The sequence below is a fragment of the Kribbella sp. NPDC056951 genome (assembly GCF_042674205.1).
GTDB classification, from domain to species: Bacteria; Actinomycetota; Actinomycetes; order Propionibacteriales; family Kribbellaceae; genus Kribbella; species Kribbella yunnanensis.
Genome location: NZ_JBHUQZ010000002.1, coordinates 972500 through 994823, shown reverse-complemented (window position 1 = coordinate 994823; position 22324 = coordinate 972500). Strand labels below are relative to the sequence as shown.

The following is a 22324-nucleotide window of genomic DNA, read 5'->3' as shown; positions in this document are numbered from 1 at the left end:
GCCGGCGCGCTCGAAAGGTGGATTCGAGCAGCGTCGAAGCGCTTCGACAGTTCTGGAAGGGTCGCACTCCACGGCGACCCGGTCAAGATCCGGGCAGCGGTCGAGGCGAAAGATTTCGGGCTAAGTGATCAGCTGGGGATACGTCCGGCGTCGAGCTGGTCGAGGGATCGCGCCACCGCGCCGATGGCGGTGATGTCGTGCCCGAGGGCCGAGAGTGCGACCTTGCATCCGCCGGCCTGTGGTGCGAGTGCCTGCCCGTGCAGTTCCTTCTCGACCGCCGGCAGCAGCCACTCGCCGAGGGTCGCGTAGTACCCGCCGAGCACGATCAGCGCCGGATTGAGCAGGTTGGCCAGCATCGCCACACCCTGCCCGAGCCAGCTGCCGGTCTCGAGCAACGCCTTCACGGTCTCGCTGTCACCGGCGCTCGCGCGGGCGACGATCTGCTCGACGGTCAACTGGAGATCATCGGTGTCATCGTGCAATCGCCGTACCAATGCAGGGATACCGGCCACGGCCTCCAGGCAGCCGCGACGTCCGCAGCCACAGACCGGACCGTCGGGCGCAACGCGCAGATGACCGACCTCTCCGACGTACCCGAGGTTGCCTTGGAGTGGACGGCCGTCGGCGATGACTCCGGCCCCGAGACCGGTGTCGCCGGAGATCTGGATGAGGTTGTTCGTGCCCGCGTGCGGGCCATACCGATACTCGGCGAGCGCGCTCAGGTTGGCGTCGTTGTCGACCGACACGCTGAAGGTGGGGTGGCTCAGTGCGTCGAGCAGCCGCGGCTTGAGCGGGTAGTCGCGCCAACCGAGACCAGCAGCCAGTACGACGGTGCCGTCGCGATCGACGAGCCCGGGTACTCCGACGGTCAGCCCGAGGATCTGTCGGCCGGTGGCCTCGACGGCTGCCATTGCGCGTCGGGCGAGCGCGCTCGTCGCCGTCAGCGTCTTGTCCGGGCCGGCGCCGCGACCAGGGCCGGAGCGATGCCAACGCAGGATCTGCCCACCGGCCGCGTCGTACGCGATCGCGGTCAGACCACGCGCGCTGATCTCCATCCCGATCGCCGCGTACGCCGATCCGTCCAGCTCGAGCAGTGTCGCCGGGCGGCCGACCCGGTTCTGCGTCTGCTCGGTCTCGCGGATCAGCCGCCGGTCGATCAGATCGCCGACGATGTTGGTGATGGTCGCCTTGTTCAGGCCGGTGCCGCCGGCGATGGCGGCCCGCGAACATGGGGCGTTGGCGCGCAGGAATCCCAGCACCGCGGACAGATTGGTCGCCCGAACATCGCTGTAGCCGGCAGTGAGTGTGCTCAACGTGTGTCCGTTCGGGTCGGTGGTGCGGTGTCTTCAGTCTGGCATCTTGTCGCGGCCCGGCGCATCCTCTACTTTGTTTGGCGTCAAGCCAAACTAACTCTAGCTTGGAACGTCCGTCGTTCCCAGTGGAAGGGACTCATCGTGACCGGAACTGGAAGCAGCGGACCGAACCGCCGGAGTTTTCTAGCCCTTGTCGGAGCCGGTACGGCGGCCGTCGCAGGCGGCGCGTCGTTGACCGCCTGCTCGGACGGTGGTGGCGGCGGATCGACGACCGCGGGCCGCGCCGAGGCCACCGACAAGCTCACCGGCCTGCTGCCGAAGTACACGGCGTACGAAGGGGTGAAGCCCGATCTGCCTGGTGAGCACGGTGCGGACCCCGGGTTCACCAAGTACCCGACCGACCTCAAGAAGGTGATCACCGAGCCACCGGTCAAGAGCGGCAAGGAGGTCACAGCGATGACCCCGCTGTGGGCGCCGAGCCCACCCGGACTGGGCAGCAACTCGTACTACGCCGCCAACAACGAGCGGATCGGCGCGGGGGTTCGGTTCAACATCGTCAACGGGATCGACTACGGCGACAAGCTCGGTCCGCTGCTTGCGGCCGGCAACGTTCCGGAGCTGCTCTGCATCCCGGGCTGGAACATCGGCGGCCTGACCCGGTTCGGCCAGGCCGTGGACAAGCTGTTCGAGGACCTGACACCGCATCTTGCCGGTGACAAGGTGTCGCCGTACCCGATGCTCGCGAACCTGCCGACCGCGGCGTGGTCGTTCTCGGTCTGGAACGGACAGCTCAAGGCGGTCCCGTTCCCCGGCGGTGGCGCCCCCTGGATCCTGTACTACCGCAAGGACCTACTGGACAAGGCCGGCGCGCAGCCGCCGAAGACGATCGCGGAACTCGAGGCGCTCGGCAAGCAGCTGACCGATGCCAAGCGCAAGCAGTGGGCGTTCGGCGGGATCTCCGACGAGGTCCAGCGGGCGTACGGCGTACCGGCCGGCTGGCGCAAGGACTCCAGCGGCAAGCTGGTCAACAAGATCGAGACGCCGGAGTTCGAAGAGGCCGTGGCCTTTGTGCGCAAGACGTTCCAGAACGGCTGGGTGCACCCGGAGGTCGTCGCGAACAACAGCGCCGACCAGAAGCCGCTGTTCGAAGGCGGTCAGGTGGTGATCCGTCAGGACGGGACCGGGACGTGGGCGGAGACGCTGCAGCGGCAGGCCAACAACCCGTCGTTCGGCATGCAGGCGGTCGCGCCGTTCGCGCACGACGGCGGCACACCGATCGTGTGGGGCGGTGACCCGGCCGGCATCTTCACGTTCATGAAGAAGGGCCTGGCGCCGGACCGCATCGCCGAGCTGCTGGGAGTCCTCAACTACACCGCCTCGCCGTTCGGTACCGAGGAGAACCAGCTCTACAACTACGGTGTCGAAGGCAAGCACTACACCCGGCTGCCGTCCGGCGCGCCCAAGCTGACTCCGCTGGGCCAGAAGGAGATCGCGCCGACGTACCTGTTCCTCGGCGGCCGGCCGAACGCCATCACGCAGAGCGAGTACCCGGGCTACGTGGAGGCGATGAGCGCCTGGCAGAACCTGGCGGCGAAGTACCGGGAGAAGAACCTGTTCGAGGGGATCCGCATCGAGCAGCCCGCGAAGTACGCGGCACTGGCCCAGCCGTTCGACGACAAGCTGCAGGACATCTACCGCGGCCGCCGGCCGATGAGCGATCTGAAGGTCGCGATCAAGGAGTGGCAGACCAAGGGCGGCGACGCGGGTCGCGACTTCTTCGCGAAGGTGCTCAGTGACAACGGTCGCTGAGGGTCGCCGCCGTCCCGTCCGCAGCGGCAGAGGCGGCGCGAACTGGCGGCAGCGGTTCCGCCGGGACTGGCCGCTGCTGCTGATGGTCTCGCCCGTGATCGTGCTGCTCGGGGTGTTCCACTACTTCCCGACGCTGGGCAACGTGATCGCGTTCCAGGACTACTCGCCGTACGCCGGGATCCGGGGCAGCGAGTGGATCGGGTTCGCCAACTTCGCCCGGCTGTTCGGCGAGCCGGAGTTCTGGTCGGCGATGCTGAACACGCTGACGATCACCGGCTTCCAGCTGGTGTTCTTCTTCCCGATCCCGATCTTCCTGGCGCTGCTGCTGAACAGCGTGCTCTCGGTCCGGGTGCGGACACTCATCCAGGGCGTCGCGTACCTGCCGCACTTCTTCTCCTGGGTACTGGTCGTCTCGCTGTTCCAGCAGATGCTGGGTGGCTCGGGCCTGCTCGCGCAGGCCTTGCGCAACAACGGGCACGGCGCGTTCGACCTGATGACCAACCCGGATACCTTCCTGCTGCTGGTCACGTCGCAGTCGGTCTGGAAGGACGCCGGGTGGGGGATGATCGTCTTCCTCGCGGCGCTGAGCACCATCAACCCGGCCCTGTACGAGGCGGCGGCCGCCGACGGCGCCAACCGGTGGCGGCGGTTGTGGCACATCACGCTGCCCGGCCTACGCCCGGTCATCGTGCTGCTGCTGATCCTGCGGCTGGGCGACGCACTGAGCGTCGGCTTCGAGCAGTTCATCCTGCAGCGGTCCGCCGTCGGAGCCGAGGTGTCGGAGGTGCTGGACACCTTCGTGTACTACCAGGGCCTGCTGGTCGGTGACTTCGGGTACGGCGCGGCCGCCGGACTGTTCAAGGGAGTCGTCGGACTCGTGCTGATCCTGGTCGCCAATCGATTCGCTCACATGATGGGTGAGCAGGGGGTGTATTCGAAGTCATGACCGCACAGAATCTGACTCTCCCCGACCGGCTGAGCAGTCGGCTGGCCCGGCGCCGGGCAGCTGTGGAGAACGAACGCCCGGTCTGGGAAGAGCCACCGTCGATCCCCGGCCGGATCAGCAAGGGTGTGGTGCTCGGGCTGGTCGTCCTGGCCGTCACTTTCCCCCTGTACGTCGTAGTGGTGACCAGCCTGTCGAGCACCGAAGCGGTCACCCGGGCCGGCGGTCTGGTGGTCGTCCCGCGGGAGCTGACGCTGGCGGCGTACGTCCAGTTGCTGTCCGGGGGAGTGGTTACCAAAGCCTTGGTGGTCAGCATGGGCGTCACGGCGATCGGGACGCTGTTCAGCCTGGCCATCACCGTCCTGGCGGCGTACGGACTGTCGCGACCGGGCTCGTTGCTGCACCGTCCGTTGCTGTTCGTGGTGCTGCTGACGTTCCTGTTCGGGCCCGGCATCATCCCCAGCTATCTCCTGGTCAGCTCCTTGGGACTGATCGACAGCTACGCCTCGCTGATTCTTCCGACGGCGATCTCGGCGTTCAATCTGATCGTGATGCGCTCGTTCTTCATGGGCATCCCGGGGGAACTGATCGACAGTGCCCGGGTGGACGGCGCCGGCGAGTTCGGCATCCTGACCCGGATCGTGATGCCGCTGTCCAAGGCGGTGGTGGCGGTCGTCGGGCTGTTCTACGCGGTCAGCTACTGGAACGCCTTCTTCAACGCCTTGCTGTACCTCAACGACAACAACAAGTGGCCGTTGCAGCTCGTGCTGCGGACCTACATCGTGCAGGCGCAGCAGTTGCCGTCCGGCGCCGGTGGGATCGCGGCATCGCCCGGAATGAACCTGGCACCCGCGCCGACGCTGGCGATCAAGATGGCGATCGTCGTGATCGCGGTCCTGCCGGTGCTCCTGGCCTACCCGTTCATCCAGAAGCACTTCACCAAGGGCGTCATCATCGGCGCCGTGAAGGGGTGATCACCATGAAGCGTAGGAACTTCTTGGCACTGAGCGCCGGAGCCGCGGCTGTCGCCACCACGTCGGCGCAGTCAGCCGCCGCGGCGCCGGGGCAGCGGTATCGCTGGCGCAATGTCGAGATCGTCGGCGGCGGCTTCGTCACCGGCATCATCCATCACCCAAAGCAGCGCGGCCTGGTCTACCTTCGCACCGACATCGGCGGCGCGGCCCGGCTGGACCAGCGCACGCAGCGCTGGGTGCAACTACTCAACTGGGTCGGCTTCGAGGACTGGAGCCTGACCGGTGTGGAGAGCCTCGCTCTCGATCCGGCGGATCCGTCCCGGCTGTACCTCGCGGTCGGCACGTACACGAACGAGTGGTCACCGATCAACGGGGCGATCCTGCGCTCGCGGGACCAGGGCCGGACGTTCGAGCGCACGGATCTGCCGTTCAAGCTGGGTGGTAACGAGCCGGGCCGGTCGATGGGCGAGCGGCTGGTCGTCGACCCGATGGACGGCCGCGTGCTCTACTTCGGCACCCGCAACCAGGGCTTGTGGCGCAGCACAGACCGCGGCGTCACCTGGGCGCGAGTGGACAGCTTCCCAAGCACCGGTACGGCGGGGATCGGGCTCGGCTTCATCTTCTTCGATCCGCGCGGTGGCCGGCGTGGTCGCCCGACGCCGACCATCTACGTCGGTGGGACGGATCTCGCGTCGCCCCTGCACCGCAGTACGGACGGCGGCTCGACCTGGCAGCCGGTCGCTGGTCAACCGACCGGTTTGATGCCGCATCACGGCGAGCTCGGTCCCGACGGCTGCCTCTATGTCACCTACGGCGACCGCCCGGGGCCGTACGAGATGTACGACGGCTCAGTCCACAAACTCGACACCCGGACCGGGGTGTGGACCGACATCACGCCGCTGCGTCCGAACACCGGTGGCGAGGCCGGGTTCGGGTACGCGGGTCTCGCACTCGATCCCCGCAAGCCGGGCGTGGTGATGGTGGCGACGATGAGCCGGTGGGGTCCGGTCGACGACATCTTCCGGTCGGTCGACGGTGGCGCCACCTGGCATTCGATCACCGAACATCTCGAGCTGGACGTGTCCGGAGCGCCGTACCTGACCTTCCATGGAGAGAAGGCGAAACTCGGCTGGATGATCGGCGACATCTCGATCGATCCGTTCGACTCGAACAAGGTCATGTACGTGACGGGTGCGACCGTGTTCGGCACCGATGACGTGACGAATGCCGAGCGTGGCGGCAGTACGCATTGGTCGGTGCGGGCGCAAGGGCTCGAGGAGACCGCGGTGCTGGACCTGATCAGCCCGCCATGGGGACCGCCGTTGATCAGCGCGCTCGGCGACATCGGCGTCTACCGGCACGACCGGCTGGACGTCGTACCGCCGGATGGTCAGGCCGCGAACCCGGTCAGCGGTACCTCACCGAGTCTCGACTATGCCGCTCGTACGCCGGGCTTCGTCGTCCGGCTGGCGAATGCCGGTGCGGGGGAGCGCGGCGCGATCTCGGTCGATGCCGGTAAGACGTGGGCTCCGTTCCCCGGTGAGCCCGCCGGGCTGACGCAGACCGGAAAGGTTGCCGTCAGCACCGATGCGCGCACTCTTGTGTGGGTCCCGGGCAACCAGGTCCCGCACTTCTCGCGAGACCGCGGTGCCACTTGGTCTCCGGTCGAAGGGCTGCCGAACGACGTCACGGTGGTCGGCGACCGCGTGGACCCGGCGCTGTTCTATGCGGTCGCCGCAGGGACGGCGTACCGGAGTGTTGATGGTGGGCGGACTTTCGCGCCGACGGCAACGGGTCTGGTCCTGTCTGGCGTGAAGCTGGAGACCGTGCTGGATCAGGCCGGGCATTGCTGGCTCGCGGGCGGAAGCGGTGGGCTGTATCGCTCCACCGACCAGGCGGTGACATTCGAGCGGCTCGCGGCGGTCGAGCAGGCGTTGACGATCGGCTTCGGCAAGGCCGCGCCGGGACGGTCGCACATGGCGGCCTATATCTCCGGCAAGGTCGGCGGTCAGTGGGGGATCTACCGCTCCGACGACATCGGCCGGACCTGGATCCGGATCAATGACGACCAGCACCAGTACGCCTCGACCAACGACGCGATCACCGGTGACCCGCGGGTGTTCGGGCGAGTTTTCGTGTCCACGAACGGACTTGGCATCCCTTACGGAGAGATCTGTTGATGTACTTCGGTGGCGATTACAACCCCGAGCAGTGGTCGCCGGAGACCTGGAAGGAGGACGCCGAGCTGATGCAGTGGGCCGGGGTGAACCTGGCCACGGTCGGCGTCTTCTCCTGGTCGAATCTGGAGCCGAGGCCCGGGCAGTACGAGTTCGGCTGGCTGGATACGGTGCTGGACCAACTCGCGGATCACGGTATCGGTGTGGATCTGGCGACACCGACCGCGTCGCCACCACCGTGGTTCAGCCTGCAGCACCCGGAAGCCCTCACGGTGACGCCGACCGGAACCCGGCTGACCCACGGCAGTCGGGACACGTACTGCGTCTGCTCGCCGGCCTACCGCGAGGCGGCGGCGCGGATCTGCGGTGTGCTGGCCGACCGGTACGCCGAACATCCGGCGCTGACGATGTGGCACGTGCACAACGAGTACGGCACCACGTGTTACTGCGACCAGGCCGCGGCCTCCTTCCGCACCTGGCTTCGCTACCAGTACGGCGATCTTGATGCGCTGAACGCGGCGTGGACGACGTCGTTCTGGAGCCAGCGGTATTCGGACTGGGCCGAGGTGATGCCGCCCCGAGCGACGCAGTACTTGGTCAATCCGGCCCAGTACGTCGACTATCGGCGGTTCTGGTCGGACGAACTGCTCGCGGCCTTCAAGGAACAGAAGGCGATCCTCGCGGCGGCGACGCCGGATGTCCCGGTGACGACGAACTTCGTCTTCGGCGGTTGGGTGCCGGTCGATCACCACCGCTGGGCAGACGCTGTCGACCTTGTTGCCATTGACAACTACCCGTCCGGGACTGGGCTCGGGCCCGAGGAGCAGACGGCCTTCGCGGCTGATCTGGCCCGTGGTTGGGCCCGGCGCGGGGAGTGGCTGCTGATGGAGCAGGCTCCGGGCGGCATCAATGTCGGGACGCGGTTGCAGACCAAGGAACCGGGCCGGATGACTCGGATGAGTCTGTCGCATATCGCCCGTGGATCTCGCGGTGCGATGTTCTTCCAGTGGCGGGCTTCGGCCGGCGGGGCCGAGCAGCACCATCCCGGGATGGTGCCGCACGCCGGCCAGGAGTCTCGGCGGTTCCTGGAGGTCTGCGAGCTTGGTGGACTCTTGGGGCGGCTGGACGAGATCAGCGGCAGCTCGGTCGAGGCGGAGGTCGCGGTCCTCTGGGACAGTGCGGCCTGGTGGGCGATGCAGGGGACACATCTGCCGTCGTCGGAGCTCGACTACCTCGAGGCGGTGCAGTCCGCGCACCGGCAGTTCTGGCACGCCGGGATCGGGGTCGACGTGATTCATCCCTCGGCGGATCTGTCGCCGTACCGGCTTGTCGTGGTGCCGTCGTTGTATTTGATCGATCCAGCTCACGCTGCCGTACTGCGGGAATACGTGGCGGCGGGCGGTCATGTGCTGGTGACGTATTTCAGCGGCATTGTGAATCCGAACTGCCGGGTATTTCTCGGTGGCTATCCGGGTGCATTCCGTGAGCTGCTCGGAATCCGGGTCGAGGAGTTCTATCCGGTCGCCGAGACCGAGCTGGCCGACGCCGGAAAAGGACGGTGGTGGAGTGAGCACGTGGGGCCGGAGGGGGCGGAGGTGATCGACGTCTATGCGAGTGGGCCACTGGCCGGTTCCCCGGCGATCACCCGGAACTCCTTCGGTGGCGGCGAGGCCTGGTACGTGTCGACCCAACTCGAGGACGCCGGCTACCAGCGGCTCGTCGAGACCGCCTGCCGACGGGCCGGGGTCGCCGTACCGGACCTGCCGGACGAGGTGGAGCTGGTTCGCCGACGGCAGGGTGAGACCACGTGGACGTTCCTGCTGAACCACGGCGCGGGCGAGGCCACGATCGAGATCGAGGGGCACGACCTGATCAGCCGACGGCCGATCGAGGGCGTTCTGACGCTGAAGCCAGGAGATCAGGCGGTGGTGGAGCGGTCCGGCTGAGGTGCGGGACCGCTGCTCGCGCGCGCGGTCAGTACAGCCGGGACGAGGGTCGTCGGCGCTGGGGCAAGCCCGTCCAGCTTGCCGATCAGCAGGTCGACGGCCCGCCCGCCGATCTCGTCGGCCGGGATCGACACCGAGGACAGCCGGGGAGATTGCCCCTCGGCGACGTCGTCCGCGCAGATCGCCAGCACCGACATGTCCTCGGGGACCCGGCGGCCGAGCCGGCGGAGAACCTCGAGCAGCGGGCCGATGATCGGCTCGTTCTGAACCACCAGTCCGGTGAGGCCGGGCTCTTGGGTGAGTAACTCCTGGACCGTCTTCAGCACTGCCTCGTGAGTCGGCTCGCAGGGGGTCTCCACACCATGAACACCGCGACGCCGGGCGGCCGACCGGAAGCCCTCGAGAGTGCGATGCGCGAACGCGGTCTGGCGTTCGTACACAGCGGACGGTGTCCCCAGCAGGGCGACGTCCTGGTGCCCGAGGTCGGCGAGATGATCGACGCAGAGCTCGGCCGCCTGCACGAAGTCCAGGTCGATACACGTCAGACCGTCGGAGTCGAGGGGCGTCCCGATCAGCATCGACGGCAGGTCCAGGCCGCGGAGCAGGGGGACCCGTTCGTCGTGCAGTTCGATGTCCATCACCACGACCGCGTCGACCAGCGAGCTCTGCTGGATCCGCTCCAGCCCGGCGGCACCCTCGTCCGCGGTGAGGAGCAGGACGTCATGGTCGTACCGGCGGGCCGAGGTCACCACGGCCGCCGCGAACTGCATCAGCACCGGCACGTGCATGTCGGCCCGCAGCGGGATCACCAGGGCCAGCACGTTCGACCTGTTCGAGGCCAGGGCCCGGGCGCTAGCATTCGGCCGGTAGCCGAGCGCGTCGACGCTTGCGTTCACGCGCTGGCGTGTCTCGGGGGAGATGGAGCGCTTCCCGCTGAGAACATAGGACACGGTGCTGGTCGCGACGCCCGCATGCCGCGCAACATCGGCGATCGTCACCATGGGCCCACCTCAGGGTCGGAGTTGGATTTCGAAGCGCTTCGATATTACCACCTCCTGAGATATTGACCGACTGGCTTCGCATTGCGACAGTGGAAGTCCCTGGAGTCGGTGGCGGGTTCTCCCCGCCTTTTTTCTGGGCGGTTATCGAAGCGCTTCGATAACGTCATCGACGCCCACTCCGAGAAGGGAAACCATCATGAGCAAGTCATGGAAACCGCTGGCAGCGCTGGTGACGCTGCTGGCCGCTCTAGTCGCCTCGGCGCTGCCGGCGCAGGCCGCCACCTGGTCGTCGAGCGACAAGTGGGGCACGTGGTCGAACGGCGGCTACACGGTCCGCAACAATGTCTGGGGCAGCGGTGCCGGGCCCCAGACCATCTGGGCGAACTCCTACAGCAACTTCGGTGTCTGGGCCAACCACCCGAACACCGGCGGTGTGAAGTCCTACCCGCACTCCGCCCGGGACATCAACCGCCGGATCAGTTCGCTCGGCAGTCTCACCAGCAACTTCAACGTGTCCAGGCCCGGCAGCGGTGCGTACTGCACCTGCTACGACATCTGGGCCGACGGCCACAACTACGAAATCATGATCTGGATGAACAAGCAGGGCGCTGTCGGCCCGATCGGCAGCCGCCAGACCACCACCTCGGTCGGCGGTCACACCTGGGACGTCCACCGCGGTTCGAACGGCTCCAACGCCGTCTTCTCATTCGTCCGCACCGGCAACACCAACTCGGGTTCGGTCGACATCAAGGCCGTCCTGAACTGGTTGCGCAGCGCCGGCTGGATGGGTGACGTCAATGTCACCGACGTCCAGTTCGGCTACGAGATCACGTCGTCCAGCGGCGGCCTGAACTTCAACGTCAACAGCTACTCGGTCAACTTCTCCTGACGAGCCGAGGGGGCGCGCACCCAGCCCGCCCCCTCTGCGAAGGTTGCGTCGCTCGGTAACCTTGGGGCGCCATACGCGAAAAATCACCGCCCAACGCACCACCGCACTGCACACATGACGAGCCGGTGCGGCTTTGTGAGGCGCGGGGTGGGTCAGCTATCAGCAGGCCTCTGTCCCGTACGGCAACCACAGCCCGGCAACCCCAGGCGGCGTGGAGCCGCGGTCACCGGCCTCGCCATCCACCTCAGCCACCGCGGCGATCAGCCACGCTTTCTTTTTGGTCGGCCGGAGGCGGCGATGAGCCAGAGCGGTCGTCTCCGGCCGAGTTCTTTCGGGCCTGTGCCCCGACTCGACCGCCAAAGGCGGCCGACAAAGCAAGAGGGCTGGCCACGTGGGTGGCTGGGCTGGTTGGCGAGGGCCGGTGACCGCGGCTGCGCGTCGTTTGGGGCTGACGGGCTGTGGCTGAGGTGCGGGATGCTCGAGTCTTGCGTTAGTCGGAGGATTTTCGGGTCGTGGCGCCGAAAATGTTCCGATCAACGCGCCAGATATCCCCCGGGGCCCGAGATCGCGGGCCGGCGATCACCTTGAGCACCCATCAACCATCTGCCCGCCACCGAAACGGTTGAACCGTGCTCAAGGTCGCCACGACCAGTTCACCTTGAGCACCCATCGACCACCTTCCGACCGCGCAGATGGTTGACCCGTGCCCAACGTCGTACCGGATCGTGTAGCGGCTGGTTCAGGGGCGGGGTGAGGGGACTCCGGTGGCGCGGCGCATGAGGGCGTCGAAGGTGCGGTCGGGGAGGATGTCCTTGAGGAAGATCATGGGCTTGGCGCCGAAGCCGACGGCGTAGCGGGTGTTCGGTTTGCGGGCCGTGACGGCTTTGCGGATTGTGCGGGCGATCAGCTCCGGCGGCGAGGCGCGGCGTTGGTTGGACTCGGCTGACAGCGAGTTGGCTACGGCGTTGCCCTGTGGGGCGTAGGGGCCGGTGGAGGAGACTGCGCGGAGTTTGCCGGCGGCGATGTCGGCCCACTCGGTCTTGATGCCGCCGGGTTCGATGACGATGACGTCGATGCCGAACGGGGTGAGTTCGAGGCGGAGGCAGTCGCTGATCGCTTCCAAGGCGAACTTGGTGGCGTGGTACCAGGCGCCGAGCGGGGTGTGGATCTTTCCGCCCATTGAGGTGATGTTGACGATCTTCCCGCTGCGCTGGGCGCGCATGTGCGGGAGCACGAGCTGGGTGAGCCGCGCGGCGCCGAAGACGTTGACGTCGAACTGGTACCGCGCTTCGTCCATCGGCACGTCCTCGAGAGCGCCGTACGATCCGTAGCCCGCGTTGTTGACCAGTACGTCGAGACGTCCCGCGTCGGCGATGATCTTGTCGACGCCTTCCTGCAGGGAGGTGTCGTCGGTGACGTCCATGGCGATGGGCTGGATGCCGGATGCGGTGAGGTGGGTCATCCGCTCGACGCGGCGCGCGGCGGCGTACACGGTGTAGCCGGCCTTGGCGAGTTCGAGGGCGGTGGCTTCACCGATACCGGAGGAAGCGCCGGTGACGAGGGCGACGAGGGTGGGCATGACTTTCTCCTGTTCTTGGCTTCTTCTTGGTCACCAAGTTAGGAGTGACAGGCGGTCCTTCCACTAGCACAGGACGCCGATCTACTTGCAGGTCACGCCAACTGCCGGATGGCGTCCGGCGTCGTGCCGGTCCAGGTCCGGAACGCTCGGTAGAACGAGTTGGTGTCGTCGTAGCCGAGCAGGAAGGCGATCTCCGAGGTGCGCAGCTCGCCGTTGATCAGGTAGTGCCGCGCGAGGTTCTCCCGGGTCCCGGCCAGGATGGCCTGGAACGACGTACCTTCCTGGCTGAGCTGGCGTTGCAGGGTTCGCGCGCTGGTGGCGAGCTGCTGCGTCACCGCACCGATCGAAGCATCGCCGGCGGGCAGCGTCTCGGTGAGGGCGGCGCGGACGCGGTCGGCGACAGTGGCCGACGCCTGGAGATCGGCCAGCCGACGACGGAGGTCGGGGGCGAAGACTCGCCACATCTGGTCGTTCTCGGTCAGGAATGGCCGCGTGGCGTCGGCGGCTGTGAAGGCGATGGAGTACGTGGTGCCTTTGCGCAGCCGCGTTCCGAGATAGTCCTCGATCACCGCGCGGTTGGCCGCGGGGTTGGGCATCGTGACACGAGCCGGCCGGACCTGCTCGCGAGTGGCGATGCGGGCCAGCGCGGTCCAGAAGATCAGCTCGATGGTGCCGAGCAACGCCGGCGGGTCGGACGGCCAGGCACAAGTGATCGTCAACGCGTCGGAGGTGTCGACGTCGAGTCGCAGCGGGCCGATCAGCGGTTTGTACGCCGCGAGCCGTTGGGCGGCGGTGGCGAGGTTCGGGCTGCAGAGCGCGGCGAAGATCGGTGCGGAGAACATCTCGACCGAGATCGCCTCGCCGATGTCGACGGCGAGGTCACGGTCCCCACCCTCAGCCGCGAGTGCTTCCCAGAATCGGTAGTACTCCGCGGGGGAGAGCTCGATGGGCCGATGGGCAAACAGGTCGGCCGGCAGCTGGGCTCGCCGAAGCACCCGCGCAGGAGGTAGGCCAAGGTCGCGAAGCAGCGCCTGGAGACTCGGCTCCAGGTCGAACCGTTGACCCGCCATGAGGTGATCGTAGACGAGGCGCTGCAGGCCGCAGCGCCTCGTCGCGGGGCGACTAGCTCAGAGTGATCGGTGCGGTCACTTCGAGCTCGGCGAGCTGGAAGCGATACGCGTTGCCGGCGGCCTCGGGGATCGGGAGCCCGAGCTTCGTCGCCGAGACTCGCAGATAGCGGAACGAGCCTGCGGCTGCGAACGTCTGCGGGCCGAGCACCGGGGCACCAGCGCCGTACCCGGTCTTGGTGACCAAGGCCTGCGACCAGTTGGCGCCGTCGTTCGAGCCTTCGATGGTGAAGTCGGCCGGGAAGCCGCGGCCGTCACCGAACTGGTCGCTGCGGGGCCACAGCGTGACGGCATCGAAGGTCCGGGTCGCCCCCAGATCCACGCGGACCGACTCGGAGGCGGCCGCGGTCGGGTGCTCGGCCGAGGTCCAGCCCATGGTCGGGTTGCCCTCGTTCGCGCCCGTGTAGCTGTAGCGGCGGCCGTCGACGAGAGCGCTCGGCCCCCAACCCTGACCTGCATTCGTGTACGACGAACTCGGGGCAACCGTCGCGCCCCGCGCGAAGTCGATCGTGGACTGCACACCCGGTACCGGCTTCGAGCCAGGGGTCTCGGAGGACGGCGTGAGCTCGATCAGCGCGACCGCGTTCGGTGCAAGCGTCACCGTGCTGGACCAATTCGACGCCGAGGCGACGACCGTGCGGTTCGACGGCCGGAGCGGCTCGTGTGCACTGGGCCGCAGGTTCTTCTGACCGGCCGCGTTGTCGGAGTAGGAGTTCTGCGCGTTCACCGCGTACTGGGTGACCGCGAAGTTGGTCGAGGTGTACGGCAGGCCGCTCACCGACGGGTGGAAGGTGGTGGCGTTCAGCGTGTTGTTCCAGAGCAGCACGGTGGTCTTCTTCGCCGCGGTGTCTGCGGTGACCAGCCCGTACGTCGCAGTTCCGCTGTTCCCGCTGATCGTCGTACTGAGCTTGGTGTTGCCGAGGGCATCGAACATCGCGAACGCGTTGCCGACCGCCTTGCGCCGGCCGTCCACGGTCAGCAGACCGAGGTCACCGTTGAAGTCCGCGCTCGGGCGCCAGCCCTCGAGTCCGCTGAAGAAGTGCACGCCGTTGAGCCCGGTCTCGCCGAGCGCGTCGTACATCCGTTGCAGCGCGTACGACGCGGTCTGGTGGGTGTCCGGCCAGGTGCCCGGACCGTTGTTCATCGCGAACGTGGAGTTCCACTCGGTGATGTAGAGCTGCTTGGCCGGGATGCCGCGGCGGGAGATTTCGCCGCGGATGTCCTGGGTGCTGTTGAAGTCGTTGGGCCCGTACGAGTGCCAGGACACGAAGTCGCAGGGGATACCGGGGTTGGCCGCGATGAAGTCCAGCCAGCCGCCGAGCAGTCCGACCGTGGGCGTCGCGACACCGGGTCCACCGACCTTCGCGGTCGGGTCGCCATGCCGCACGGCTTGCGCACTGGCGGCGTACAGCTGGTTGTACTGCGCTGTCGTGCCGGTCCAGAAGCCGCCCTTGTTGTCGGGCTCGTTCCAGACCTCCCAGTTCCAGCCGCGGTAGTTGGAGCCCGGCATCGCCGCGTAGTGGGAGACCATCGCGTCGACCGCGCGGCCCCAGGCGGCGTAATCCTTCGGCGGGCTGAACAGACCGTTCGTGGCGAACGCGCCCGGCATGTAGCTGAGGCTGATCCAGGGGCGGATGCCGTGGTCGACCAGCGGCTTCAGTACGGCGTCGAGCTTGCTGAAGTCGAACTTGTCGACACCCTTCACGACGCCGTAGAAGCTGTCGTCGAAGACGTGGTCGACGCGGATCTCGCGCAGGCCGAGATCGGCGAGTTCGTCGGCGTGGTCCGCGAGGACGTGCAGGTTCTGCAGGGTGAGGTAGCCGCCCTGCGAGGCGCGGAGCACGAGCTCCTTGTTCAACGTTCCGTTATCGGTGCCGTAGACGGCCGACACTTCGATAGTCGCAGCAGGTGCTGCGCTGACCGTTGTAGGTATCAGTGCAAGGACGAGTGGCAGGAGTAGTGCAGTCCAGCGACGCATGGGTATTTCTCCTTGAGGGTTGGGCGGCTGATCAGCCTTTGATCCCACCGGCCATCACTCCGGCCAGAATGCGACGCTGACCGAGGACGAAGACCAGGACGAGGGGAAGGCTGACCACGATCACGTCGGCGAAGACGTAGTTCCAGTTGGTCGAGTGCGAGTTCGAGCTGACAACGGCGAACAGGCCGAGCGGCAGCGTCTGCCGGCTCTCACCGCTGAGCAGGAAGAACGCGTAGAAGAAGTCGTTCCAGATGAAGACCCAGAGCACGATCCCGGCCGCGAACAGCACCGGCCCGAGCAACGGGAACACGATGGTGGCGAAGATCCGCAACCGGCCCGCGCCTTCGAGCTGTGCGGCCTCTTCGAGTTCCCGCGGTACCGAGCGGACGAAACCGGTGATCAGGAAGATTGCCAGCGAGAGGTAGACCCCGGCGTACAGGCCGATGAGCGACAACCGCGTTCCTTGCAGGCCGATTTGGGCGTCGAGGTAGACCGAGGTGATGACCGGCGCTGGTACGAGGATGCCGACGATGCTCGCGTAGAACAGCAGCCGGACCGGACGGGACTCACTGCGCGCGAACACCCAGGCCGCCATCGCCCCGGCGATCAGGATGAAGGCGACTGAACCGGCTGTGATCAGCAGGCTGTTCAGCAGACCGACGCCGGCGCGGCCCTCGGTCAGCACGGTCCGGAAGTTGTCGATGATCGCCCAGTCATGCGGCAGGCCGAATCCCGGAGTCCGCGCTTCGGCGAACGGTTTGGCCGCGTTCACCAGCACCATCCACAGGGGTACGCCGATCACCAGGCCGGCGGCGACGGACAGTACGACGTACTTGATCGTCCTCATGCGTCGACCTCCCGGCGGCGGAGCGTGATCAGCAGCGGGAACGCGACCGCGCAGACCAGCAGCAGGAGGAGTAAGCCCATCGAGATCGAGTAGCCGTAGTACCCCTGCGCATATTGCTGCTGGATGAACATGTTGAGCACCTGCGTCGAGTCGCCCGGACCGCCGTTCGTCATCGCGAAGACGATGTCGAAGGTGTTGAACGCCCCGATCAGCGTGGTGACGAAGTTGAACGTGATCGCCGGCGCGAGTAGCGGCAACTGAACGGACCGGATGATCCGCCAACGGCTTGCTCCATCGGTGCGCGCGCTCTCGAGCAGTTCACCGGGGATCGCGTTCAGCCCGGCGATGTAGACGAGCATGTTGACGCCCATGAACTTCCAGGCGTTCACCAGAGCGACAACAACGATCGTCCACGTGGTGCTGCCGAGCCACGAGACCTCGATCCCGGCTGCGCGGTTCAGCGGTCCGTCATCGGCGAGCAACGCCTTGAAGACATAGCCGGCGGCCAGTGGCGAGATCAGCACTGGCAGGAAGAACGCCGCGCGGAAGAAGACGTGCACGCGGCTGGGCTTCTCGAGGGCGAACGCGAGCAGCAGACCGGCCAGGTTCTGCGCGATCATCACGACCACCGCGTAGACCACGGTCACGCGCAGATCGGTGCTCAGGGCACCTTCCTGGAGCAGCTCGCGAAAGTTCGCCAGCCCGGTGAAGGCGATCGTGTCCTTGTACGCCGACCAGTCGGTGAACGCGAGCGCGAAATTCAGCAGGTTCGGGACCAGGTAGAAGACGGCCACCACGAGGAGAGCGGGCAGCAGGAATCCCGCCGTACCGGCTCGGGCTCTGAGCGAGGTGGTCATCAGAACCCGGTCAGTCCTGCCGTCTTGGCGCTCTTCGCCCACGCCGCCTGCAGATCCGCGGCCACCTGCTCGGGAGTCGACGAGCCGTTGATCAGCTTGCTCATGAAGGTCGGGAAGGGGCCGAAGTCGGCCGCGAACAACTGCGGGTAGCTGGTGCCGTCACTCTCGAGTGCCGCGTACGCCGCCTGGGTCGCGGCCGGGACCTCGGTTGGCGTGGTGAAGCCGGTCAGCGCCGGCGCTTGTTTCTGCACGTCGACGAAGTGTTGATATCCCGCACCCGCAGCGAACTTGAGGAAGGCTGCGGCCGCCTGCTCCTGCTTTTCGTTGCCGGTTCGCGGCATCTGGATCGAGAAGGTGGTGGAGTACGCCGCTGTCGGGCTGGTCGTGGACAGCGCCTGCCAGCCCAGCTTCTCGTTCATCGCGGTCACGCCGATCGACTTCACGAAGTCCGAGCTGATCCAGGTGCCCTGCGGGATCATCGCGACCTGACCGGCGGCGAACTTCTCCTGCTGCTCGGCGTACGTTCCGGTCTTCAGGTTGCTGTTGAAACATGGCTCCAGTGATTTGTAGGCCTTGAGTGCGTCGACGATCGCCGGATTGGTCCACTGGGCTTGGTTGTCGTTGAGCTTGTCCTGGAGGCCGGCCTTCATCGCGTCGGTCCAGAGCATGAACGGCAAGATCTGCGTCGTCCACTGGTCGCCGCCCGCGTCGTACAGCGGGGTTACACCAGGATGCTGCTGCTTGATCGTCTTGCAGGCGTCGACGAGTTCGGCGAGGTTGGTGGGCGGCTTCGGGACGAGTTGCTTGTTGTACCAGAGGCCGAAGACGCTCGGCGGTTCCAGACTGAGGCCGTAGTTCTTGCCATCCAGTACGGCGGCAGTCTTGGCGAGGCCGAACCGCTGCTTGGCGACGAAGTCCTGGCCGGTCAAGTCGTACAGGTTCTTGGCCGGATCGAGGCGACGCATGAAGCTGGCCGTCGACTGGAAGATCATCAGATCGGGCCGGGTCCCGGTCGCCCACTTGGTCAGCAGGTTCGACTCGTACGGGTCGGGGAAGATCTCCGGCCGGATCTTCGCTCCGGTCGCCTTCTCGAAGTCCGCGAACAGGGTCTTGTAGCCGGCCTGCAGGGTGTTCGACTGCCAGACCGTCAGGGTGACGCCGGTCAGGTCGGTGGCCGCCTGCGGGAAGGTCTGGCCGCCGGTCTTGGTCATCGGGTTGGCGCAGCCGGCCAGGACGAGGGCGGCGGTCAGGAGGCCGAGGATCGTGCGTTTCATCGAGATTCTCCTTCGCGAACGAAGAGCCAGTCGCCGGGGCCGACGCGGTAAGTCGCCGGTCCGATCGGCTCGGCGCTCTGTGGGGCGGTGATGCGGCCGGTGTGCGGCAGGTGGATGACGGCTGGACGGTCGGTGGTCACCTCGAGTTGGAAGCGTTCGCCGGTGAGATGCCAGGCGGTTCGGACGCCCCGGTGTTCCGCCTCGACCCAGGTGAGATCGCCGACCACGACCGGGCGGATGACGAGGTCCGTCGCGCTGTATTGCAGACCGGCCAGGTGCTGCGTGAACCAGTCGTCGACGACGCCGAGCATGAAGTGGTTGTGCGAGCCGTAGCCGTTCCAGTACTCCGGGAGAGACGTCGTACCGAGGGTTGTCAGGTGGGCGTAACCGGGGTAGCCGGGGGTGGTGACCACGTCCCAGATGACGTCGTGGCGACCGCCTTCGGCGAGAACGCGCAGGACCGGGCCGAGGCCGATCTCGCCGACGGTGAGGTGGTTGCCCTGCGCAATGATGTCGTCGACGAGCTGCTGCAGCACCGCGCGACGGGACGAGGCCGGTACGACGCCCAGTTCGAGCGCCAGTGCACACGAGGCCTGGGTGGTGTAGCGGGGGAAAGCACGTTGGAAGGCTTCGGCGATGCGAGCGCTCAACTCCTTGTACGGCGTGGTGTCCTCGTGCAGGACGGTCGCGATCTCGTGCAGTGTCTGAACCGCCCGGAGGTAGCCGAAGGTGGCGGTGAGCTGGACCGGGGTCGATTCGTCGAAGGCACCCCAGTCGCCGAGACCGTGGTCGAGCAGGTGGTTCTTCGCCTTGCTGGTCAGATAGTCGACGTACCGGATCATCGCGGGGAAATGCTCGCGGAGGGTGTCGACGTCGCCGTACTGGCGGTAGAGCAGCCAAGGGGCGAGGACGAGGGCGCTGCCCCAGTTCGGGTCGTCGCGGAAACCGCCCTCGAAGACCGTGTACTCCGGGGCGATGTCCGGGACCAGGCCGTCGGCGGTCTGGGCCTCCGCGACGACCTTGAGCAATTCGCGGTAGTAGTCGGCGACGTCGTACCCGAAGGCTATTGGGCCGAAGACCAGGTGGATCTCCTCGAGCCAGCCGAGCTTCTCGCGGTGCGGGCAGTCGGTGAGGACGGAGTACATATTGGACTGGATGGCCCGGTCGATGAGCGTGTGCAGCTTGGTGATCAGCGGGTCCGAGCAGGCGAAGCGGCCGACCTGACGGTTCGCGGTGCGGAGGACCAGACCTTCGATCGTGTCGGGGCGCGGCGGGTGGGGGAGTCCGTCGACCTGGACGTAGCGGAGGCCGTGGTAGCGGAACTTCGGGTGCCAGGTCTGCGGGCCGAAGCCGGCCAGGGTGTACGTGTCCCAGATCGGGCCGCCGGTGCCGTCAGAGGTCTGTCGCACGTAGCCGTACTCGTCGAGGACCTCGCCGGGGCGCATGGTGATCGTGGTTCCCGGTGGGCCTTCGACGGTGAGGCGTTGCCAGCCGGCGAAGTTGACGCCGAGATCGAAGACGTAGGTGCCGGGCTCGGGCTGGGTGATCGCTTGGGTGGTGAGCGTTTCGACGATCTCGATGGCCGGGGCGGAGGTCATCGAGATCGCGGGGCCGTCGGTCGTCATCGCGTCTCGCCAGCCAGTGGGAGTGCGGGTGGCGTCGTAGTCTTCGCCGCCGTACCAGCTGGAGAAGGTGGTGCGGCCGAGAGCGGTCTGCCAGCTGAGGTCGTGGACAACGCCGTCGAGGCGGAGTTCGGCGTACAGGCGGGGTGGGCCGTCGGAGCGGGTGAGTTTCTGGTAGCGGTCGGGGGTTAGTGGGACGTGGGCCATACCGGGACCGACCTCGACCGTGATCGTGTTCTCGCCAGGCCAGAGTGCGTTGGTGACGTCGTAGTCGCGGTAGACGACCCGGCGGGAGAAGTCGGTGTACGGCGGCTCGAGGACGGCCGCGCCGACCGCGTGATTGTTGACCAACGCGTCGTACACGCCGCGGGCGGTGACGCGAAGGATGGCTTGGCTGGGCAGGGCGTCGACGGCGAACGTCGTGCGGAAGATCGGGAGCGCGGCCGGCGTACTGCCGGGCTGTTCCCAGTCGTGGTTGCCGATCCAGTAGGTCACCCAGCGATGGTGCGCCGCCGCGGACACGCCCAGATAGGCCCGGATGAACCGCTACTTGGACGAAACTAACCCCAGGCTCGGATGGAGGTGGATGCCATGGCCGAACTGCCGGTCGCGCTCGAGAGCGGCCTGATCTTCTTCACCGACGAGATCACGGCCGGAGCCGGGCGGCACCTGCACCTGGACAGCCATCCGGTGCATACCCACAGCTTCATTGAGATCTTCACGGTCATCGGTGGTAGCGGCACTCACCTGTCGCCGCTCGGGACCCAGTTGCTGACGGTCGGGGACGTCGTACTGCTGCGTCCTGGAGCGTGGCATGCGTTGGAGGACTGCCACGAGTTGGAGGTCTTCAACTGCGGGTTCGCGCCGGAGATGTTGCGGCGGGAGCTCGCGTGGATGCGTGAGGATCCCTTGCTGTCCTACCTGTTGTTCGAGGGGCCTTATACGCCTGGGCATCAGGGCACGCTGGCGTTGCATCTCGAAGCGGAAGTGCTGGCCGAGTACGTCGCTCATCTCGAACCGCTGTCCGATCTGCGGCCACCGCGGACCGAGCGGTACCGCGCCGATGTGATCGGGCGGTTGTCGCTCGGGCTCGGACTACTGGCTCGCGCGGCCGGTGAGGCGAAGTACGGGACCGAATCGCCGCTGCGGTTCACGCATCCCGCCGTACTGCAGGCGATTCGGATGCTTGAGGCGGATGTGACGCGGGGGTGGACGTTGCAGGACCTGGCTGATGCGTGTCATCTGGCTCCGAACTACCTGATCCGGCTGTTCAAGACGAACACCGGCTTGCCGCCGCTCGCGTACCTGGCCCACCACCGTGCCGAGACGGCCGCGATCTTGCTGGGCACCACCGACCACCCGATCTCGTCGGTCGGCGCTGCTGTCGGCTGGCCCGATCAGAGTCATTTCACCCGGCGCTTCAAGGCCTACTACGGAGTCAACCCCACTACCTATCGGCGCCAGCGTGATCAGGCTCCGGTGGTCGAACCCGGGCGATAGATCATCAGTACGACGACGATCGCCCAGAGCAGGTTGAAGATCCCGGTCTGCATGCCGAGCCGGCGGCCGGCTGCCGCGACGTCGCGGTGGACCCAGACATCGCTGAGCAGCTGACGTTGGCCGGGCAAGATCAGCCCGATCAGGATGGCGGCGGCCACGGCGGTCAGGGCCATCGAAACGATCAGCCAGGTGTCGGTGAGAACCCCGAGCTGAGCACCGGTGGCGATACCGAACACCGGGACGAAGATCGCGATCACGCTGTACACGCGGGTGATGCGATGCAGTACGACGACCGTCGCGGGCTTGCCCGGATCGTCGGGGTGCTGGGCGGCGCTGCGGACCGCCGCTGGGTACATGCTGGCCGCGACCGCCACCGGGCCGATGGTGAGGATCGCGGCAAGGACGTGGACCGAGAGCAGGAACGCCGTCATGCGGACATCCTTGGCTAGTCGTCGGCGCGGTGCCATTGGCGATCTGGACACAAAGTG

Annotated in this window: 17 protein-coding genes; 7 read left to right on the top strand and 10 right to left on the bottom strand. The window is 66.9% G+C overall.

Features of this window, described 5'->3' with window-relative positions; genetic code table 11:
* Positions 1 to 128: 128 nt before the first annotated feature.
* Entirely contained in the window at positions 129 to 1313 is a 1185-nt protein-coding gene (locus tag ACFTSF_RS12020) for an ROK family protein (RefSeq protein WP_380153843.1), read from the bottom strand.
* Between the two features lie 141 nt (positions 1314 to 1454).
* Between ACFTSF_RS12020 and ACFTSF_RS12015 the strand changes: the two genes are divergently transcribed.
* Genes ACFTSF_RS12015 through ACFTSF_RS11995 form a run of 5 tightly spaced genes read left to right on the top strand, consistent with a single transcriptional unit; the run spans position 1455 to position 9162 of the window.
* Positions 1455 to 3122: an extracellular solute-binding protein gene (locus ACFTSF_RS12015; protein ID WP_380153842.1), complete on the top strand. Its 1668-nt coding sequence runs from the start codon at positions 1455 to 1457 to the stop codon at positions 3120 to 3122.
* Complete coding sequence (locus ACFTSF_RS12010; RefSeq protein WP_380153841.1) at positions 3106 to 4068, top strand: ABC transporter permease; 963 nt, start codon at positions 3106 to 3108, stop codon at positions 4066 to 4068. The genes ACFTSF_RS12015 and ACFTSF_RS12010 overlap by 17 nt, the downstream gene beginning before the upstream one ends.
* The gene (locus ACFTSF_RS12005) at positions 4065 to 5039 is read left to right on the top strand and encodes a carbohydrate ABC transporter permease (RefSeq protein ID WP_344163414.1); all 975 of its coding nucleotides are present in this window, start codon (positions 4065 to 4067) and stop codon (positions 5037 to 5039) included. The genes ACFTSF_RS12010 and ACFTSF_RS12005 overlap by 4 nt, the downstream gene beginning before the upstream one ends.
* 5 nt (positions 5040 to 5044) lie before the next feature.
* Positions 5045 to 7219, top strand: coding sequence for a WD40/YVTN/BNR-like repeat-containing protein (locus ACFTSF_RS12000; protein WP_380153840.1), 2175 nt, complete (start codon positions 5045 to 5047; stop codon positions 7217 to 7219).
* On the top strand, positions 7219 to 9162 hold the full coding sequence (locus tag ACFTSF_RS11995; protein WP_380153986.1) for a beta-galactosidase: 1944 nt from the start codon (positions 7219 to 7221) through the stop codon (positions 9160 to 9162). The genes ACFTSF_RS12000 and ACFTSF_RS11995 overlap by 1 nt, the downstream gene beginning before the upstream one ends.
* Here ACFTSF_RS11995 and ACFTSF_RS11990 read toward each other — a convergent pair.
* Positions 9135 to 10163: a LacI family DNA-binding transcriptional regulator gene (locus tag ACFTSF_RS11990; RefSeq protein ID WP_344163420.1), complete on the bottom strand. Its 1029-nt coding sequence runs from the start codon at positions 10161 to 10163 to the stop codon at positions 9135 to 9137. The two genes, ACFTSF_RS11995 and ACFTSF_RS11990, sit on opposite strands and share 28 nt — an antisense overlap.
* Positions 10164 to 10359: 196 nt before the next feature.
* Here ACFTSF_RS11990 and ACFTSF_RS11985 point away from each other — a divergent pair, with 196 nt between their 5' ends.
* A complete protein-coding gene (locus ACFTSF_RS11985) occupies positions 10360 to 11052 on the top strand; it encodes a hypothetical protein (RefSeq protein ID WP_380153839.1) in 693 nt (230 codons plus the stop codon).
* 739 nt (positions 11053 to 11791) lie between these two features.
* Here the strand turns inward: ACFTSF_RS11985 and ACFTSF_RS11980 are convergent.
* From ACFTSF_RS11980 to ACFTSF_RS11950, 7 genes are all read right to left on the bottom strand, one after another.
* Positions 11792 to 12631, bottom strand: coding sequence for an oxidoreductase (locus tag ACFTSF_RS11980; RefSeq protein WP_380153838.1), 840 nt, complete (start codon positions 12629 to 12631; stop codon positions 11792 to 11794).
* Positions 12632 to 12723: 92 nt separating this feature from the next.
* Positions 12724 to 13701, bottom strand: coding sequence for an AraC family transcriptional regulator ligand-binding domain-containing protein (locus ACFTSF_RS11975; protein WP_380153837.1), 978 nt, complete (start codon positions 13699 to 13701; stop codon positions 12724 to 12726).
* A gap of 52 nt (positions 13702 to 13753) precedes the next feature.
* Entirely contained in the window at positions 13754 to 15736 is a 1983-nt protein-coding gene (locus ACFTSF_RS11970; RefSeq protein ID WP_380153836.1) for a discoidin domain-containing protein, read from the bottom strand.
* A gap of 31 nt (positions 15737 to 15767) precedes the next feature.
* Positions 15768 to 16583 (bottom strand): carbohydrate ABC transporter permease, encoded by an 816-nt coding sequence (locus tag ACFTSF_RS11965; RefSeq protein WP_380153835.1) that lies wholly within the window; start codon positions 16581 to 16583, stop codon positions 15768 to 15770.
* Positions 16580 to 17440 carry a carbohydrate ABC transporter permease gene (locus tag ACFTSF_RS11960; protein WP_380153834.1) on the bottom strand — a complete coding sequence of 287 codons (861 nt, stop codon included), beginning with the start codon at positions 17438 to 17440 and terminating at the stop codon, positions 16580 to 16582. The genes ACFTSF_RS11965 and ACFTSF_RS11960 overlap by 4 nt, the downstream gene beginning before the upstream one ends.
* Positions 17440 to 18714 (bottom strand): ABC transporter substrate-binding protein, encoded by a 1275-nt coding sequence (locus tag ACFTSF_RS11955; protein ID WP_380153833.1) that lies wholly within the window; start codon positions 18712 to 18714, stop codon positions 17440 to 17442. Before ACFTSF_RS11955 ends, ACFTSF_RS11960 begins: the two co-directional genes overlap by 1 nt.
* Positions 18711 to 20831 (bottom strand): family 78 glycoside hydrolase catalytic domain, encoded by a 2121-nt coding sequence (locus tag ACFTSF_RS11950; RefSeq protein WP_380153832.1) that lies wholly within the window; start codon positions 20829 to 20831, stop codon positions 18711 to 18713. Before ACFTSF_RS11950 ends, ACFTSF_RS11955 begins: the two co-directional genes overlap by 4 nt.
* 96 nt (positions 20832 to 20927) lie before the next feature.
* Between ACFTSF_RS11950 and ACFTSF_RS11945 the strand changes: the two genes are divergently transcribed.
* Complete coding sequence (locus ACFTSF_RS11945; RefSeq protein ID WP_380153831.1) at positions 20928 to 21836, top strand: AraC family transcriptional regulator; 909 nt, start codon at positions 20928 to 20930, stop codon at positions 21834 to 21836.
* Here ACFTSF_RS11945 and ACFTSF_RS11940 read toward each other — a convergent pair.
* Complete coding sequence (locus ACFTSF_RS11940) at positions 21806 to 22267, bottom strand: hypothetical protein (protein ID WP_380153830.1); 462 nt, start codon at positions 22265 to 22267, stop codon at positions 21806 to 21808. The genes ACFTSF_RS11945 and ACFTSF_RS11940 overlap by 31 nt on opposite strands.
* Positions 22268 to 22324 lie beyond the last annotated feature (57 nt).

Coding starts and splice junctions, on each gene's coding strand:
- ACFTSF_RS12005 (WP_344163414.1), top strand. CDS start 4,065: ATGACCGCACAGAATCTGACTCTCCCCGACCGGCTGAGCAGTCGGCTG.
- ACFTSF_RS12000 (WP_380153840.1), top strand. CDS start 5,045: ATGAAGCGTAGGAACTTCTTGGCACTGAGCGCCGGAGCCGCGGCTGTC.
- ACFTSF_RS11995 (WP_380153986.1), top strand. CDS start 7,219: ATGTACTTCGGTGGCGATTACAACCCCGAGCAGTGGTCGCCGGAGACC.
- ACFTSF_RS11990 (WP_344163420.1), bottom strand. CDS start 10,163: ATGGTGACGATCGCCGATGTTGCGCGGCATGCGGGCGTCGCGACCAGC.
- ACFTSF_RS11985 (WP_380153839.1), top strand. CDS start 10,360: ATGAGCAAGTCATGGAAACCGCTGGCAGCGCTGGTGACGCTGCTGGCC.
- ACFTSF_RS11980 (WP_380153838.1), bottom strand. CDS start 12,631: ATGCCCACCCTCGTCGCCCTCGTCACCGGCGCTTCCTCCGGTATCGGT.
- ACFTSF_RS11975 (WP_380153837.1), bottom strand. CDS start 13,701: ATGGCGGGTCAACGGTTCGACCTGGAGCCGAGTCTCCAGGCGCTGCTT.
- ACFTSF_RS11970 (WP_380153836.1), bottom strand. CDS start 15,736: ATGCGTCGCTGGACTGCACTACTCCTGCCACTCGTCCTTGCACTGATA.
- ACFTSF_RS11965 (WP_380153835.1), bottom strand. CDS start 16,583: ATGAGGACGATCAAGTACGTCGTACTGTCCGTCGCCGCCGGCCTGGTG.
- ACFTSF_RS11960 (WP_380153834.1), bottom strand. CDS start 17,440: ATGACCACCTCGCTCAGAGCCCGAGCCGGTACGGCGGGATTCCTGCTG.
- ACFTSF_RS11955 (WP_380153833.1), bottom strand. CDS start 18,714: ATGAAACGCACGATCCTCGGCCTCCTGACCGCCGCCCTCGTCCTGGCC.
- ACFTSF_RS11945 (WP_380153831.1), top strand. CDS start 20,928: ATGGCCGAACTGCCGGTCGCGCTCGAGAGCGGCCTGATCTTCTTCACC.
- ACFTSF_RS11940 (WP_380153830.1), bottom strand. CDS start 22,267: ATGACGGCGTTCCTGCTCTCGGTCCACGTCCTTGCCGCGATCCTCACC.